This window comes from Acaryochloris sp. CCMEE 5410, from assembly GCF_000238775.2.
In the GTDB taxonomy this organism is placed as follows: domain Bacteria; phylum Cyanobacteriota; class Cyanobacteriia; order Thermosynechococcales; family Thermosynechococcaceae; genus Acaryochloris.
In genome coordinates, this window is sequence record NZ_AFEJ02000001.1 from 2,824,186 (window position 1) to 2,841,609 (window position 17,424).

A 17,424-nucleotide genomic window follows, 5' to 3' on the forward strand; every position below is an offset into this window, starting at 1 on the left:
TTTACGTTACTTAAAATTTGTGACCGACTCAGCCCCCAAACGCCGTCGCTCCCTAGCGAGTATTGCCACCATCGTTGCGATCGCAACCCTGATCAGCAAGGTCGCGGGCCTCGTTCGCCAGCAAGCGATTGCAGCCGAATTTGGGGTCGGTCCTGAGGTGGATGCCTACAACTTTGCCTACGTGATTCCGAGCTTTCTATTTATCCTGCTTGGGGGAGTCAACGGCCCATTTCACAGTTCTGTCGTCAGCGTCCTCGCCAAACATCCTAAAAAAGATGCCGCCGCCTTAATTGAAACTGTCAATACTCTAGTGGGTATCTTGCTGCTGCTGCTAACCGCAGGGTTGATGTTAACGGCTGATCCATTGATCACCATGCTTGCGCCAGGGGTCTCTACAAGCGTCCACACAATGGCGGTAGAACAGCTGAGGATTATGGCTCCCCTGGCCTTCTTATCCGGACTGATTGGCATCGGCTTCGGCACCCTCGTTGCCTCCGATCAATATTGGCTGCCATCCATTAGTCCTCTACTATCCAGCGTCACTGTCATTATCGGTGTATTGTTCCTCACGGATCGCGTTGGAGCCTCCGTTATGGCTTGGGGAACCTTAGCTGGCGGGCTACTGCAATGGTTGGCCCAAATCCCAGCTCAATGGGGATCTGGCATGGGAACCTTACGACTCCGATTCGATTTCAATCGCCCCGGTGTCAAAGAGATCGGCAAACTGATGGCACCAGCCACTCTGTCTTCTGGAATGCTGCTGATTAGTGTTGCCATTAGCTTATTTTTTGCGTCGCAACTACCAGAAGGGTCAGCCTCTGCCCTCACCTATGCCCAGCTCCTCTTTCTAACCCCTCTGGGCATCCTCTCCAACGTCATTCTGGTTCCCTACATGCCGATCTTTTCCCAATTGGCAGCCCCAGAAAGTTGGACAGACCTAAAAGATCGCATACGACAAAGCCTTGTGCTGACCGCCATGAGCATGATGCCCACAGGGGCGCTGATGTCCGTTTTGGCTTTACCTGCTGTACAAATCGTCTATCAACGGGGGGCTTTTGATGATTCCGCCTCACAACTCGTAGCCTCTCTCTTAGTGGTGTATGCCTTTGGGATGTTCTTTTACCTGGGCCGAGATATTTTTGTCCGGGTGTTCTACGCCCTGGGCGATGGCAACGTTCCTCTCCTGATTAGTTTATTGGGCTTATTCTTTAACGCCATCTTTTGTTTCTTCTTTACCAAAACCTTTGGTGCACCAGGGTTAGCCATGGCGACGGTCGGGGTGCAAGTCTTTTCCATGGTCGCTCTCGTCTGGATTCTAAATAAACGGCTACATGGATTACCGTGGGCTGCGACAGGAGGTCCCATTCTGGCCTTGGCCATCAGTAGCCTGCTCTGTGGATTCACGGCCTGGGTGACTTTATATGGATGTCAGATGCTCCTGGGTACTGAGGGTATCATCAAACAGCTTGTGACCCTTAGTGTCTCTGCAGGTGCAGGGTTATTGGTCTTTGCCGGACTCGTGATTCAACTCAAGTTACCGGAGATGGATTTCTTTGTGGATCGGTTGCGCCAAAAGTTGCCCTTTCTGACCCGTAAGTCATAGTAACGACCTCTTATCTTGCTAGACTCAGGATGGCAGCCCAGGCTATAGGATAATGCTGAGTACTGTTTTCCTGACAAGCCCTATGGACAATTCCTACAACCCATGGAACTACAAACCTTGGTGGTGTCAGCCCTGGTCCATTTTGGTAACGGGAATCACTCTAATTGCAGGGACCTGGTTCGTGACCAAAATAGTTTGGCTGACGATACTCGTCGCTGTACCCGTCTTGGCATGGATGGGGCTATTTTTGATACTTTGGCCTCAGGCGATGAAACAAGCCCATTCTGAGCAGCCTTTGACCGATGAATCAGAAGCATGATCATCACGTTGGTTCACCCCTACTCGCATCTTTCTCCATCCGTGACGTTCCAGTCGGGTGAGCAGCGTATCACCCTTGAAGATTCAACTTTTATTGATAAATTAGCTATCAAAAATATCTAATTCTCGCCCCATTAAGATAGTTCTATTTTACTGATATAGCCTTATCTTTAATATATGAGAATTAGCATATTTATTTCTATGAAAAAATAAATACTGCATCTACCTTTAGTATCAAAGATGACATTTTAAAGCCACTCATTTTCCTATATTGCCCACGGAATAGGGGCATATTTGAGGCGAGATTATCGAATAATTTGCTGGCGCATTGTCTGCTTCTGAGAGGGGTGAAAGTATTACAAAATAAGCATTTACCCTTAATTGATATGAATAATGCCGATGTCCCATTAGCAAAGATGTAATCTCAATGTAAGGTTTGTCCCAAACTTCCAATAGTAAAATGTAGGCATTGTCCTAAAAAGTCACTTAAAGCCATCATTCAAACTTCTGAGTGCGCCTGTTCTGAGTCTAAAATGCCAAAAATTTTAATCATCGAGGACGAACCTCAAATCCGCGACATCATTCAAGAAATTTTAGAGTGTGAAGGATATCGCACCCTTGAAGCAGACAATGGTTTAACGGGGTTACAACTGGCACAGCAAAGCCCTCCAGACCTCATTGTTTGTGATGTCATGATGCCAGAGCTAGATGGATTTGATGTTTTAAAGGGACTGAGAGCCAACCCAGGCATTGGCAGCATTCCGATGATCTTTTTAACCGCCAAAACAGATCGGGCGAGTGTACGAAAAGGGATGAATTTAGGGGCAGATGACTACATCACCAAGCCATTTACCCATCTAGAACTGTTAAGTGCCATTGATGCACGACTCAAAAAACAAGCCTTAGTGACTCAACAGTACACACAAACGATTCAAGGACTAGAAGCAGGTCTGAATGCCCTGACCTATTACGATCATCTCACCCAGTTACCCAATCGTCGCTTACTCGAAGAACAATTCCAGCATATTCAGGCAGAGAAGCAAATCGCAGATACGTTAGATGCTCTAGTTTTAGTCGGTATTGATCGCTTTGAGTGGATTAAAAGTACCCTAGGGGCTGCATTTAGTGATCAACTCGTTCAAGCGATTACCCAGCAGTTGTCCGCCCACCGCTATATGGGCAACTATGCCATGGCGATGGTGGCTCGTATTGAGGCCGATCAATTTGCCATCATTCCTCGAAACATTAAGTCTCGTCCAGATCTCGACCAGTTTGCGAAACAAATTCTAAACATCTTGGCTACGCCTTTCTATGTGGTGGATCAGGAACTCTGCATTACGCCTAGCATTGGCATGACCTGCTATCCCAAAGGCAGCACTGATATCGGCACCTTGATTAGCAACGCCGAGATAGCGATGTATCAGTCCAAACAGCAGGTTGGACCCAGTGCCGAGTTTTATCTACCGACGATGCGATCGCATTGTTCTCAAACCCTCACCATGGCTGCACGATTACGGCATGCCCTGGATAAAAACGAATTGCGCCTGTATTACCAACCCCATATTGACTTGCAGACGAGTCAAGTCGTGGGAGCCGAAGCTCTGTTGCGCTGGCATCATCCGGAATGGGGGGTGTTATCCCCTAATGTCTTTATCCCCATTGCTGAAGAAACAGACTTAATTTTAGACATTGGCGAATGGGTACTGCGAACCTCCTGCCTGCAAGTCAAGCGTTGGCAGCAAACCTGTGGGCGGCCGTTGCAAATGCTTGTCAATTTATCGCCCCGACAACTGATACAGCCTGCCTTACCCTCAATGCTCCATGAACTCCTATCCAGTGCGGCCCTCGATCCAGGCAGCTTGGTGTTAGAGCTAACGGAAAGCACCTTAATGCAAGATCCGGATCTGGCCCTCAAAGTCATGCATCAAATTAAGGCAACAGGCATACGCCTATCCATCGATGATTTTGGCACTGGTTATTCTTCCTTAAGCTATTTACAGCGTTTCCCACTAGATATCCTCAAGATTGATCGAGGCTTTATCCATGAGATTAATCGTCAACCTACGAATGCGGCGATCACGACAGCCATCATCCAAATGGGCCACAAGCTGGGATTATCTTTGATTGGTGAAGGGGTAGAGACTTTAGCTGAAAGAAAGTTTTTACTAGACCATCAATGTGATGGTATCCAAGGATATTTAATCAGCCCTCCCTTACCCGCAGCTGAGCTCTTAAAATACTTCCCTGAGTAAAATCAGAATCTCTGTCAAGGCTGTCGATGAACTAGGGTTGCCCCCGATTGAGCCGTAGGCAAGACCAATAGCTCACTGATATTGACATGGGAGGGGCGAGTTGCACAAAAGACGACCACGTCAGCAATATCTTCTGGCGTTAGGGGAACCGTATCAGCATAAACAGCCTTAGCGCGCTCGGTATCGCCATGAAAGCGGACATCACTAAACTCTGTTTCCACCAAACCTGGATCGACCGCACTGACACGAACAGGTGTCCCTAATAAATCTTGCTTTAACCCCTCGGAAATTGCCCTGACCGCGGCCTTAGAGCCACAATAGACATTTCCCTTCGGATAGGTCTGATGTCCAGCAATGGAGCCAATATTAATCACATGGCCCTGGTGACGCTGTACCATTCCCGGCACAATCGCCCGCGTCATATACAGCAAGCCTTTGACATTGGTATCAATCATTTCTTCCCAATCTTGAATGCTGCCTTCATAAAGCTTGTCGAGACCTCGACTCAGGCCCGCATTATTCACCAAGATATCAATGGCTGACCACTCTGGAGGTAATGCTTGGAGTTGGGATTCTACTTGGGTGCGATCGCGAACATCCAGTTGGAAGGTATGGGTGTGAACGCCAAATTCAGCTTCTAGCTGAGTCGCCAAGGTTTGCAAGCGCGACAGCCGTCGAGCGGCAAGCAACAACTTCACACCCAAGGGCGCAAAGGTTCGCGCACAGGCTGCTCCGATACCGCTACTAGCCCCTGTAATCAACACAACTTGATTCTGAATCGATACCATTACAGCCTTCCATGTTTGGCTAAGGGGCAAACTCTCGTATCAGTCGATACGAGAGTAGGAGAGAGGTAAGGCTGAGATCTTAAGGTGTGGTTATACCTAAAAAAAAGAATTAATACACCTATAGAAAGCTAGCCTTTACAGTCTCTCGACCTATTTTTGGCCAGCTTTAATGCACTCAGCCACTAAAGGATTGACCTTATCCACATCTTGCCACCCTAAAATTTCTGTAACTTTTTTCTCGAGGTTTTTATAGGTGCGGAAAAACTCAGCGATTTCATCTAAACGGTGAGAGGCCACATCAGCCAAAGACTTGACATCGGCATAGCGAGGATCTTCCTCAGGTACGCAGAGAATTTTCTCATCGCGATCGCCACCATCAATCATTTCCAACATGCCAATGGGACGGGCGGTAATCACACAACCAGGGAAGGTAGGCTGATCCATGATCACCATGCCATCTAGGGGATCGCCATCATCCGCCAGGGTATTGGGAATAAACCCATAATCATAGGGATACTGCACAGAAGCAAACAGCACCCGATCCAAGGCAAAGACATTCATGTCTTTATCAAATTCATATTTGTTTTTGCTGCCTGCAGGAATTTCAATCAAGACATTGATCAGGCCCGGCTTGGGTTGAGCGGGTATTAAGGATAAATCCACAATTGTTCTCCAGATGTAAGGGTGGGATGGCCTACAAGCCCTTTGTTTCCGGCGCAGATTTTCTAAAATATTGCGCGTAATAGAAAACGACAGCGCCGTATGTTGAAAACAACAGTGATTGAGACCCCGAAACACACTCTAGGAAATTGCGAGTTGTGCCGTCAATATCCTGTTGAAAAACGGATGCATTCATCAACTAGCACTTCTACGAAAAGCCAGGTGTTACAAAGGAGCGGCAGAGGGCGCACTCTCTGACGGGAGGATTTCTAAATCGGGCCGCTGCTGTTCAAAACCTTGCAAGCTAAGGTTGACAGCAACAGACAAAGCGAATCCAAATCCAAGGGTCAGCAAAATGCAGGCTGCAGTGACCCAGAGTAATTGTTTTTTGAGAGAAGGTTGCATTGGATGGCTCATCGTCTACTGAACATTGTAAAAGCGATCCAGACCAGACTGCAGCCAATTCCTCTAAACACGATAGGATGGCGATTGGCTGTTCTTCGGGATTGTAAAGTCTATGCCTACTGATGTGTTGACCGTCTGCCCTGCCCCTACAGGAACAACCTGGGTGATCCAGTCTGAAGGGTGTCTTCAGGGTAAAACGACAATCCCCGGTGATAAGTCCATTTCCCATCGCGCCTTGATGTTGGGCGCTTTGGCCTCCGGTGAAACCACGATTCAAGGGCTACTGCTGGGGGAAGATCCTCGTAGCACAGCCCATTGCTTTCGGGCCTTGGGTGCTGAGATTTCTGAATTGAACACAGAACATGTGCGGGTGCAGGGGATTGGTTTAGGCCATTTACTAGAGCCCGACGTGGTGTTAGACGCCGGGAATTCAGGCACTACTTTGCGGCTGATGTTAGGCATTCTCGCCTCTCACCCGGATCGATTATTTACGGTGACTGGGGATACCTCCCTCTGCAGTCGTCCCATGGGCCGCGTCATCAAACCCCTCCAACAAATGGGCGCTCATATTTGGGGTCGCCAAAGCGATACTCTAGCGCCTTTAGCGATTCGAGGCCAGCAGTTACAGCCCATCCAGTACCCTTCACCCATCGCATCGGCTCAGGTTAAGTCTTGCATTATGTTTGCTGGCTTAATGGCCGAGGGCCAAACCACCATTACCGAGCCGGCCTTATCTCGTGATCACTCAGAACGAATGTTTGCTGCTTTTGGTGCCGATATCACCGTTGATCCGGACACCTGTAGCGTCACGGTAACCGGGCCAGCGCAGCTGCACGGGCAAGCCATCATCGTACCGGGAGATATCAGCTCAGCCGCTTTTTGGCTGGTGGCAGGGGCAATTGTACCGGGTTCAGATATCTGGATTGAGAATGTCGGCGTTAATCCCACACGCACCGGCGTCCTAGAGGTGCTAGAGCAGATGGGAGCCAAGATGACCCTTGCCAATCAACGGACTGTAGCGGGGGAGCCAGTGGCCGATATCCATATCCAGCAAAGTCAGCTTCACGGAACTGTCATTGAGGGAGCTGTGATTCCTCGATTAGTGGATGAAGTTCCGATTCTGGCCGTTGCAGCCTTGTTTGCCCAAGGACCTACCACCATCCGAGATGCAGCAGAATTACGGGTCAAGGAAAGCGATCGCTTGACTGCCATGGCCACTCAACTCCAAAAAATGGGAGCGAATATCACCGAGCAACCCGATGGATTAGAGATCCAAGGGGGTGCCAGTTTACAGGGAGCAGACGTGGATAGTTTTGGGGATCACCGCGTGGGTATGAGTCTTGCGATCGCAGCTCTAAACGCGACTGGATCTACCACCATTCATCGAGCTGAAGCCGCCGCCATTTCATACCCTAATTTTGTAGCGACTCTGCAACAGCTTTGGCAATCCTAATCCCGTCTTCCCCAACCAGAGAGATAATCAGTAAGGGATCTAATCCTTAAGACAAGTCCGCCAGCAGTGAATCCAGCTCAGACAAGCTGGTTTGCTTACCCACCTCATCCACCTGGGGAACCGTCTGTTCCCGCAGTTCACCGACTCGGTTCTGAACCTGCTCATCGACCATATTCGGCAGGTTGGCCATCTCTGTTGAGAACTGACTGGAAACTGTCTCTAGGCGATTACTCAAGTCTTGTAGATGGTGTTGCAAACTTTGGAGCTGTTCTTCCTGGCCTTGGGTCACGTTGGCATCAAGGGTGGGCAGGGACGTGATCCGGCTTTCGAGTTGACCAATTTGGCCTTGTAAGGGAGTAATTGCCGCCTGTATTTGTTGATGTAGGTCGTTAGGGTTAACGCCAGAGGGGGTATTCGTCGCTTCTTCGCGAACCACAGACAATTGATGCTGGACTTCATTCACCTGATGTTGGGTGTTTTCCATGGCCCCTCGGGCAATTTCCATCTCTTCTGAGATGTTCGACAACATGGCATCCATCTTGACTCTGACGTCTTCAATCTGGCCAAAGACAGGGGCTAATTGCTCTTCCGATACCGTTGTCGGGGCGGACTGCTGGGTCCGTTCTGATAGATCCACCACTTGCTGTTGAACGGGGGCTAGCATGGCCTGCAGTTCGGCACGTAAAGGCTCTAGGTCAGCCGCACCTCCCTGTTGGGAAAGTTGGGAGACCGCATCTTGCAGCGCCGAGAGTTCTTGCTGATAGCTGTCAGCCACATTGGCCGATTCGGCATCGCTGGGAATCTGACCTTGCAAGGCTTCAATGGAATGGGTCAGATCTATTTGATGCTCTCGCAGTTGGTTGAGTTCAGCCTCAATGGCACTAATCGCTTCAATCGGCTGGTCCCCAGACGTTTCCATCATTTGCTGTTCTAAGGTCGCCACGCTGGCGGATAAGGAGGTAATCGAGACCTTCACATCGTTGTAATCGGATCTTTCCTGGAATGCGGGTAAGTCTTCAACTTGCGATCGCACCCGTTGTATTTCTGCTCTCAAGTCCCGTTTGACTAAGGCCGTATCTGCAGCGGTATGCTGCCGAGTGAGCTGATCGAGTTTCCGGCGATTGAACAAATTAAGACAGACGGCCAGCGTAAGAGGGGTTGCTGAATAAATAGCATCTTTCAAGATAAAGGTCATCACTGTTCCGGCAATGGACAAGCCGGCCACCCCATATTCAACAACCTGGAGTATGACATTTTGTTTGATGGACTCTTCCAGGGTGTTATCTGAACTGCTATTCAAATCTTGCATACAACCTCCTATCTCAGGATGCTCAACATACCGTTCCCTACACTTCACCGCTTAGCATCAATATTGATCATCCCGACCGGAGATGCAATATTAACAGGCTGGGTAGAAAATTGTTTTTTTATTGTAGTTGAGGTAAAACCCTTCTTCCGAGAAAAACTTCCTACCCTCTAACCAGAATTCTCTCTATCCATCGCTGACTGAATCCCTCATCCCCGCATGCAATTTTGCTGATGCCAAGTAGATGGATACCAATTCTCATCAGGATTTGACGTCTAAACCATCCACGACGCTCCCATGCCCCAAATCAGCCTCTTGGACATCCATTTGTGAAACTGAACAATCTATCCGCTCCAGACTCACTTTCACAAAAATTCAATATTTACGCACAATACAACTACTGCTCCTTGATACTTATGGTGAGAGAAACCATGTTGCAACTGTTTAGTACAGGTCTAATCCCATTGTGGTTAAACACAGTCGGGGTGTTGGCGAATCAAACAGTGCCTCCGTTAACTCCATTCAATCTACTCCATATCAATACCCCTGACGTGAAAGTTGCAGAGATTTGGCAGGATTCATTAAATCAGTTCTCATCCCAAGGATTTGCTCCTACTGCCCAGGGATTTTGGTTACAAACCCAAGATCAGCTCTTGGTCAACCATAATGCTCAGAAGCCCCTTCCTGCTGCGTCTTTAACCAAAGTGGCGACCACCTTAGCCGTTTTAAAAACCTGGGGACCTCACCATACCTTCCTGACCGAAGTTAGATCCACAGGGCCCGTTGTGGATGGCGTGTTGCAGGGAGATTTAGTGATTGTAGGGGGTGGAGATCCTCTATTTGTAGGTCCTGAAGCCACTAGTCTGGGATATAGCCTCAAACAGCTGGGGATTCAAACCGTCTCCGGCAACTTAATTATTTCTGGCAACTTCTGGATGGATTTCCTCACCGAACCTAAACAAGCGGGAGAGCGTTTGCGCCAAGGATTAAATGGGCAAATCTATCAGACGACGGAAGAGAGTCGCTACACGCCACCGACAACGACTCAACTAGCCACCCAGATAGCTATTTCTGGATCGGTACAATGGCGGTCTGTCCCCCCACAATCCCAACTGCTCTTGCGGCATCAGTCTCTCCCCATTTTTGCCTTGCTCAAACAGATGAACGTCAATAGTAATAATGCTTTAGCCGAATCCCTGGCCTCAGGTATCGGTAATGGCCCCACGCTAGTAGCTCAGGTCACAGCCGCCACTGGTGTATCTACGAAGGAGATTCGCTTACAGAACGGTTCAGGGTTAGGACAGGATAATCGTCTCTCTCCCCGCGCTGTAGTGGCGTTACTCCTCGGTATTCAACAGGAGCTAAAGCCCCATCAGCTCACCCTTGCCGATGTCTTTCCAGTGGCCAAACGGGACCTGGGCACCATTGAAGATCGTCAGCTTCCCACTGCAGCAATTGTGAAAACTGGAACTCTATGGAATGTCAGTGCCCTCGCTGGGGTCATTCCGACTCAGAAATTAGGACCGGTATGGTTTACGATTATCAATCGCGGCGAGAATATTGACGGTTTTCGGAAAGACCAAGACCGTATCCTCCAACAGCTCACCCAACGCTTAGGGACAGATGCCAAAAACATCAATGACCTGCGCCCCAGCCGTCCCATGCCTACCGTAGGTGATCCCAAACGAAACCAAGTTGCTGGTCGCTAGCACATAAACGCTAGGGAACGATTTCCACTACCGCTTCTCCCCCTTCAACTTCTAGAGTTTTCTGGAGTAGATTACCCGTAGCCTTCGTGCCGGTCATTCGTATCCAAGGTTGCAGCTGTTGATAAATGAGTTGCCCTCGAGCCTGGACCTTTTGGGTTGCCATATCCCAGGTCAGCATCTGGGCCCGCAGCTGAGCCTTCTGAGGCAGTCCTTTCACCTGAACCTGATGTTGTAAATGCAAGGTTCGAGACGGTTCCAACCAGCCCTGTTTCGCCCAGACAGAAATGCCTTGATATTGAATATGTATACCCTGGGGACTATGCCACTGATCTTCTGTCAGGCTCACCAGCACGCGGGGACTCTTAATGTGCATTTTAGAATCGGCAATGCGCATCTCTACGGCCTCATCAAAAACAAGCTGTTGAGACGGCAAGCGCAACTCCACTCGTTGAGATTGGACGTGCGGCCAACGGTTTGCAGTGAGGGGCTGATTTGCACTGGGTCGCACCGTCACCCTGGCAGGGATCACACTGTGAGCCGCCAGGGTTTCTTTCCTCGGGAACCAGCTAATTTCCTGAGCCTGCATCTGTAGATCTCGATCGAGCCATTTGACTGTGACCGTGCCTGATAACCGGGACTGCTGGGTCTGGGTAGACGTCTGAAATCGCTGCCCTTTGATTTCAAAATGGGGATGCTGCAGGAGAACCTGCTGTTGAGCAATCAGCTGGCCCGTCTTAGGATGCCACTGTAGACGCTGACTTCGCAGAGTGGTGCGATCTCGTACATCCTTAACGAGAAGTGGTCCTTGAAGCTGAATAAAGTTTGACTGTTGATGAACCTGACCATAGGGGGCTTGCAGGGAATAGATCGGTTCTTGCTGGTGATAGAAAGTTCCTTGAATCTGCTGGAGCTGAACGACATCGTCAATCGCCTCGGCTTTTTCAGCCTGTATCTGCCACAAAAGCTGCCCAGTCGGGTCAGTGCGCTTGAAGATAGCCTGGTGCAGGGAGGTTTGAGGTTGCTTAGGAACAGGACGCCCAGGTCTGACAGGCGCACAGCTGAACACAATGAGACTGAGCAGGCCAATCAGAGAAATATCAATTCCATCTCTGGCAGCAACGGGTCTCGTCAAAACACCCAGAACGCATGAACATTAGTCAAAGGCAGGATCAACAATATCCTCAGCCTCTGGCTCCGCGATCGTAATCCCTGATAAAGGGCGATAGGTGTAACCGGAGCGGGAGGCTTTTTGAATATCGCCTTTAATGCCTTCAAGATCAATGTAGCGATCGGCAACGTTGATCAAACTGTCGCTAGTCATGGAGCGTAAGCTAACAACTTCTACACGAATCCCACGGTAGCTAACAGCATCTACGGCATAAGCCAGGTCGCCATCTCCACTGACTAAGATCGCTGTATCGTAACAGCCTACCAACGACATCATATCGACGGCAATTTCAACGTCCAAATTGGCTTTTTTAGAACCATCCGGCAGCTGGACTAACTCTTTTGTAATGACGCGGTAACCATTGCGGCGCATCCACAGCAAAAAACCCTGCTGTTTTTCATTCGTCGGATCAACACCGGTATAAAAGAAGGACCGCAATAAACGCGAACCACAGGTCAGACGGCATAACAATTTGGTGTAGTCAATCTCAATGCCCAACTGCAGAGCGGCATAAAAAAGATTAGACCCATCTATGAAAATAGCGATACGCCCACGGTTTTCAAGTACTTGCTCTGCTGAAAACACAGAGTCTTGGTCCATATCTGGATTGATAATCATGGAAATTAAAGCCTCGGATGTTTAAATGATGTCAGGTTTTAAAATATATTGACTAAACCAGCGCAGTAACCCTGAGACAATCCTCAAGCGAAGACGGCAAAGTGCTAGGGTGCTGCAGCTTGTAAAGGCTCTAATTTTTGGAAGACGGGTTGAGGTGTGCCTAAGATTTGGCTAGCGGGCAACCCTCCCCAGTTGCTATGAATAGAATGTAAAGTTGTCTCATCCCCATCATGATTAACATTCAAATCAAGCTTGAACCCTAGCTGGTGATATATCTGTGTACTGAGGTTAGGAATAACCGGAGTGAGCAGATATGCTGACAGTCTAACCGATTCTAAAACGGTGTAAAGGATCTCATTGACTAAGTCCTGTTCTCCTTTTTTATAGAGCGACCAGGGTGCTTGCTCGTCTATGAACTGGTTTCCAGCTTTGACAAGCTCCAAAGAAATATTACAAGCTTGACTAAAATTTAAGTTTTGGTAAGCTTTTGCGACTTGATCGCCCGCTGTTCGACCCAGTTGCACCAACGGATGATCTTCAGGAACCCCTTGAATATCAATATCGGGAACCTGGCCATGACAATATTTGACGGCCATTTTTAGAGTGCGATTCAGTAAATTGCCTAGGCTATTGGCCAGATCCGCATTGACCACATCAATGAAGCGAGTTTCACTGAAGTCACCATCTCGGCCGAACTCTAATGCTTTTAAAAAGTAGTATCGAACTGCATCCGTGCCATAGCGATCGACCAATTCGATGGGATCGAGGGTATTCCCCAGGCTTTTCCCCATTTTTTGCCCGTCTTTGGTCAAGAAACCATGACCAAAGACTCGATGAGGCAAAGGCAGATCCGCCGACATCAACATTGCTGGCCAATACACCGCGTGAAACCGCAGAATATCTTTGCCAATTAAGTGGAGATTGATGGGCCACCACTGGCTGAGGGCATTTTCTAAAGTCGGTTCTGCATCTTCATCTAGCAGCGCTGTCACATATCCGAGGAGGGCATCGAACCAGACATATAACGTATGCTGATCGTCTGCCGGTACGGGAAAACCCCAATCTAAGTTCACCCGTGAAATGGAAAAGTCTTGTAATCCCCGTTCGACAAAACTGAGGACTTCATTCCGGCGGCTGGTGGGTTGGATAAAGTCAGGCTGATCTGCAAATAACTGAAGTAGATCGTCTTGATACTTTGACAGCCGGAAAAAGTAATTTTGCTCATCTCGCCATTCCACTGGCCGCTTGTGGATGGGACAGTGGTTGTCTTCTATAAGGTCGCGTTCTTCTTTAAATTCTTCGCAACCGACACAATACCAGCCCTGCTGATGTCCTTGATAAATGTCACCTTTATCCCACACTCGCTGAAAAAATTCGGTAACGATCTGACTATGGCGAGGGCTCGTGGTCCGACTAAAGCGATCGTATTGAATATTGAGGCGTTGCCATAAATCTTTGTATCCAGCAACGATTTCGTCACAATGATCTTGTGGTGCTTTACCCCGCTGTTCGGCCGTCCGCTGAATTTTTTGACCATGCTCATCCGTGCCTGTGATCAGCAATACTTCATCCCCTTGTAAGCGATGGAACCGTGCGATCGCATCTGCAGCCATCGTGGTGTAGGCACTGCCAATATGGGGTAAATCGTTAACGTAATAGAGCGGTGTGGTCAGCGCAAAACGTCGGGTTTGGCTGGAAGTCATAGGCTAAAAATAGAAGCATTGTGGTTGCCGACCTCCATCATACATGAGCTATTAATGAACGGCGTTTATACCTAATCATGATGTTTTAATAGGTACAATCCCATCCTCATCAAGCCATCGCCCTATCCAACCACCCAGTATCGAAAGAATGGCTCAATTTTGCCAAGCGAGCTGTTTATCAACCTCAGATTTGATGGATTTGAACAATCTCAGCTCCGTACCATCACCGTTCCAATACACTTGATCAAAAATCTGATGGAGAATATATAACCCTCGACCACATTCACAGCCTTCATCAGGAATCTTTTGTGGAGGGGGCGGCGTTTTGCACTGATCTGGAGGCGTAAACCCTGCGCCTTGATCCGAAATAATCCACCAGCCCTGGGAATGACTGATCGAAAAATGCACAAAGATGGTCTTGTAAGGATCCAACTTATTTCCATGCTTCGCTGCGTTAACTAGTGCTTCTTGCAAGCCTAACCTGAGTTCTGCCTCTTCCTCTATCGGTATATCTGCAAGGAGGCAGTCTAAGATTGGACAAAGATACAGGGTTGATGCAAAACTGACTTGCTGCCATCGGTGGGCACTGGGCGGAAGCGAAGAAGCAATCACTCAATTAATCCCATAGCTGTGTTCTAGATGGTTTGATGGGGGGTGCGTCACTGCACGGATCAGATAGAAAAGTTGGATTAATGAAGTTAAAAGGCTATCAATTAATAATTTAGGGATATCTTACCTATTACTAATATAGCTAACAGCCTTGGGATTTACAATATCCAAACCCGACTTCCCCTACTGAAAATCCAGTGAGAACAGGCATTCCAGCTCAACTGAAGGGTACTCATCGGGGCTGGTAGCATCTCCCCCCGAGCGTCTAGTAGCTGGACCAATACCAGATATCCAACTCCCAAAAGCAGTGCGATCGCACCGGTAATCACGGCAGTCCACTGTGAGCGATCAAAAGACATAGCAATACGGTTCCTGCATCTGAGAGGAAGAGAGGTCTCCTTCACCGTAACATTCCCAGACGGTCAGAAATTAGTCAATTTTGAGAGGGAGTCGATGGAGCCTCCGATTGAGAAAAAGCAGACGTGAGTGGTGCCTTTTGAACCCCTTGCATTTGTTGTTCCAAATCCTGGCTAGAAGATAGTAGCTTACCGAGGCCGTTAATTAAACGAATTAAATTTTGCCTGACCTCCTCATTACCGGTAATGTCTTTGAGATCCGACGTAATTTGGCTAGCATTATCCAATGTCTCTCGAGCTGATTTTAAAGTCTGGCGCAGCTCTGATACCGTGGCTGGGTTATTCACATCTGTCGTCAAGAGCTTGAGAGTTTCAGAGGCCTGAGCACCATTCGCCGCTAAGGTTTCTAGGTTATCCAATAGCTTGCCTTGTTCAACCCGGCTGAGCAAAGGACTCAAACGAGTCACCACGACCTTCAGTTCTTGGCTCGTCTCTTGCAAATTCTGGAGAGAAGTCACTAAAGTGCCTTTATTTCCCTTCACCAGGGTATTCACTTCACCGCCTAATTGATCGAACTGTTGCGCTGCTGCTGTCACTGATTCAGCAGCAACACCAAACTGTCGTAGTTGTTTACGGGTATCCAAACTGAGTTGGGTTACACTGCGGGCAGCACGGGACACATCTTTTAAGGCAACCTTTGTATCTTTGCTGAGTTGGCTAATATCCTTGGAAGCCTGAGATAAGTTATTGAGAGTAGCCTTTAAGTCTGTGCCTCCTAACTGCGTCGCAATCTGCATCGTGGCGCGAATGAGTTCTTCCAAATTGTTGCCCGAGTCGCCCTCCAGGCGATCCCCTTGACAGAGGATCATACGGGGGTCACAGTCTGGCTCAAATGGGCTTAAATCTTCTACAGAGGCATCGCTGAACTCAACCTCAGTCGGTCGAAACTCTAATGCAGCCTGCCCCACAAATCCTGACTGGCTCGTTTCAACTTTGGTCTGCCGAGGAATCAATACGGTACTCGACGTAATTTCTACTTCCACCACTACTCGATTGGCCTGAGGCCGCATTTGCGTAATATGACCGACCTTTACCCCTCTGAACTTAGCCGGACTACCGATACTTAACCCCAAAGCGTCTGCTAACTCAACTTGTAAGGTGTACGCTCTACCCCCAAAATTAAAACCACGCACCCAAAAAATTAAACTCGTTACGAGTCCTAGGCCAAAGATGACTAGCAATCCCACTGTCCCTTCTCGTACCGCTCGCGTTCTCATACTGCCCCTCACCGGTGACCTTAGCTAACTATTACTCGGCATTCTCTTGCGCTACAAGTAATCTCCCACCAAATCCATGGGGCCTTGCACACTTCCACTCATAAATTGCTGTAGATAGGGATTATCAGACGTTTCGATTTCATCCCAAATGCCTTGCCATTGCACTTGACCTTGATAGAGCAAGACCAAGCGTTTGCCATTACGACGAATCGTACTGTTTTGGTGGGTAACAATAGCATAGGTCTCACAGCCAGAAGAGCGTTGCAGTTCTAAGATCAAATCTTCAATCATCGTGGAGGCAATGGGATCAAGCCCTGCCGTGGGCTCATCGTAGAGCAAAATTTTAGGATCATCTAAGTCATCATCGGGATTATCCAAAATGGCTCTGGCAAAGCTCACCCGTTTCCGCATCCCCCCAGACAGTTCTGCCGGAAAAAGGTGGCCAATTCCTGGCAGACCCACCACTTCCAATTTCTCGTTCACTAAATCTCGAATTCGCTGCCTCGGCAAAGCAGAATTCTGGTACAGGAAAAATCCGACATTCTCTTCAACCGTCAGGGAGTCAAATAACGCTGCCTGTTGAAACACCATACTCATGCGAATAGGGTTATCGAAATTATCTAAAGACCCACAACGGCGTTTGCCATTGATATAAACCTCTCCTTTATCCGGTGCCAGTAAACCCGCAATAATTCGGAGTATCGTTGATTTCCCCGTCCCGGAAGGACCTAAAATCGCGAGTGCATCCCCTGGATAAATCGTGAGGTCAGCCCCATCCAACACCACATGTTTACCAAAGGCTTTAGAAATTCCTTTGAGTTCAATTAAGGGCTCGGCCATAAAAACGATCTGAGAGATGCCCAAAGAAACCGCGTCTCGAAGCTATCACTACTGTAATCTAACTTCCTTACCCTAGCCTAGGGAGAAGCTTAAAGAGAGATGAAAAGTGATTGATAGGGGAATGATGACAACGTTTGCCCTATGGACCAGGCGATAAGCGCTGAATTCAAGCCTCTACACCTTAAACATGAATGAAAAATATAAAAATAGGGCAAAATAGACTTGTGATCTATATTACATATAGATACTAGCTAGACTTAATTTAGAGGTTCTAAAAAGACGGCTAGTATTGAGATACAACTATTTTGAAGACTGTGGTTAACCGGGGGATGACAACTAGTCAATCCACAGGATCAAAA

Annotated in this window: 16 protein-coding genes; 5 read left to right on the forward strand and 11 right to left on the reverse strand. The window is 48.3% G+C overall.

Annotation, left to right across the window (positions count from 1 at the left end; translation table 11 throughout):
* The first annotated feature begins 19 nt into the window (after window positions 1-19).
* From murJ to ON05_RS12975, 3 genes are all read left to right on the forward strand, one after another.
* Window positions 20-1,603: a murein biosynthesis integral membrane protein MurJ gene (gene murJ, locus ON05_RS12965; RefSeq protein WP_010467846.1), complete on the forward strand. Its 1,584-nt coding sequence runs from the start codon at window positions 20-22 to the stop codon at window positions 1,601-1,603.
* Window positions 1,604-1,685: 82 nt separating this feature from the next.
* A complete protein-coding gene (locus ON05_RS12970) occupies window positions 1,686-1,922 on the forward strand; it encodes a DUF6737 family protein (protein ID WP_039778442.1) in 237 nt (78 codons plus the stop codon).
* Between the two features lie 532 nt (window positions 1,923-2,454).
* Window positions 2,455-4,173 carry an EAL domain-containing response regulator gene (locus ON05_RS12975; RefSeq protein WP_010467844.1) on the forward strand — a complete coding sequence of 573 codons (1,719 nt, stop codon included), beginning with the start codon at window positions 2,455-2,457 and terminating at the stop codon, window positions 4,171-4,173.
* Window positions 4,174-4,187: 14 nt separating this feature from the next.
* Here the strand turns inward: ON05_RS12975 and ON05_RS12980 are convergent, their stop codons facing one another.
* The 3 genes from ON05_RS12980 to ON05_RS12990 all read right to left on the reverse strand — a co-directional run bounded on the left by ON05_RS12980 (window position 4,188) and on the right by ON05_RS12990 (window position 6,026).
* Window positions 4,188-4,961: an SDR family oxidoreductase gene (locus tag ON05_RS12980; RefSeq protein ID WP_010467843.1), complete on the reverse strand. Its 774-nt coding sequence runs from the start codon at window positions 4,959-4,961 to the stop codon at window positions 4,188-4,190.
* A gap of 150 nt (window positions 4,962-5,111) precedes the next feature.
* The gene (locus ON05_RS12985; protein WP_010467842.1) at window positions 5,112-5,624 is read right to left on the reverse strand and encodes an inorganic diphosphatase; all 513 of its coding nucleotides are present in this window, start codon (window positions 5,622-5,624) and stop codon (window positions 5,112-5,114) included.
* 222 nt (window positions 5,625-5,846) lie between these two features.
* The gene (locus ON05_RS12990; protein ID WP_010467841.1) at window positions 5,847-6,026 is read right to left on the reverse strand and encodes a hypothetical protein; all 180 of its coding nucleotides are present in this window, start codon (window positions 6,024-6,026) and stop codon (window positions 5,847-5,849) included.
* 112 nt (window positions 6,027-6,138) lie between these two features.
* Between ON05_RS12990 and aroA the strand changes: the two genes are divergently transcribed.
* A complete protein-coding gene (aroA, locus tag ON05_RS12995; RefSeq protein WP_010467840.1) occupies window positions 6,139-7,479 on the forward strand; it encodes a 3-phosphoshikimate 1-carboxyvinyltransferase in 1,341 nt (446 codons plus the stop codon).
* A 46-nt stretch (window positions 7,480-7,525) separates the two neighbouring features.
* Here aroA and ON05_RS13000 read toward each other — a convergent pair whose 3' ends face one another.
* A complete protein-coding gene (locus tag ON05_RS13000; protein ID WP_010467839.1) occupies window positions 7,526-8,788 on the reverse strand; it encodes a hypothetical protein in 1,263 nt (420 codons plus the stop codon).
* Between the two features lie 428 nt (window positions 8,789-9,216).
* Between ON05_RS13000 and ON05_RS13005 the strand changes: the two genes are divergently transcribed.
* Entirely contained in the window at window positions 9,217-10,494 is a 1,278-nt protein-coding gene (locus ON05_RS13005; RefSeq protein WP_010467837.1) for a D-alanyl-D-alanine carboxypeptidase, read from the forward strand.
* A gap of 10 nt (window positions 10,495-10,504) precedes the next feature.
* Here the strand turns inward: ON05_RS13005 and lptC are convergent, their stop codons facing one another.
* From lptC to ON05_RS13040, 7 genes are all read right to left on the reverse strand, one after another.
* Window positions 10,505-11,626 carry an LPS export ABC transporter periplasmic protein LptC gene (gene lptC, locus ON05_RS13010; RefSeq protein WP_010467835.1) on the reverse strand — a complete coding sequence of 374 codons (1,122 nt, stop codon included), beginning with the start codon at window positions 11,624-11,626 and terminating at the stop codon, window positions 10,505-10,507.
* Window positions 11,627-11,647: 21 nt separating this feature from the next.
* Window positions 11,648-12,280 (reverse strand): NYN domain-containing protein, encoded by a 633-nt coding sequence (locus tag ON05_RS13015; RefSeq protein WP_010467833.1) that lies wholly within the window; start codon window positions 12,278-12,280, stop codon window positions 11,648-11,650.
* Between the two features lie 104 nt (window positions 12,281-12,384).
* Entirely contained in the window at window positions 12,385-13,983 is a 1,599-nt protein-coding gene (gene metG, locus ON05_RS13020) for a methionine--tRNA ligase (protein WP_010467831.1), read from the reverse strand.
* A gap of 153 nt (window positions 13,984-14,136) precedes the next feature.
* The gene (locus tag ON05_RS13025; protein WP_010467829.1) at window positions 14,137-14,595 is read right to left on the reverse strand and encodes an anti-sigma regulatory factor; all 459 of its coding nucleotides are present in this window, start codon (window positions 14,593-14,595) and stop codon (window positions 14,137-14,139) included.
* 155 nt (window positions 14,596-14,750) lie between these two features.
* Complete coding sequence (locus ON05_RS13030; RefSeq protein WP_010467827.1) at window positions 14,751-14,951, reverse strand: hypothetical protein; 201 nt, start codon at window positions 14,949-14,951, stop codon at window positions 14,751-14,753.
* A 74-nt stretch (window positions 14,952-15,025) separates the two neighbouring features.
* A complete protein-coding gene (locus ON05_RS13035) occupies window positions 15,026-16,225 on the reverse strand; it encodes an MlaD family protein (RefSeq protein ID WP_010467825.1) in 1,200 nt (399 codons plus the stop codon).
* 51 nt (window positions 16,226-16,276) lie between these two features.
* Window positions 16,277-17,065, reverse strand: coding sequence for an ABC transporter ATP-binding protein (locus tag ON05_RS13040; RefSeq protein WP_010467823.1), 789 nt, complete (start codon window positions 17,063-17,065; stop codon window positions 16,277-16,279).
* Window positions 17,066-17,424 lie beyond the last annotated feature (359 nt).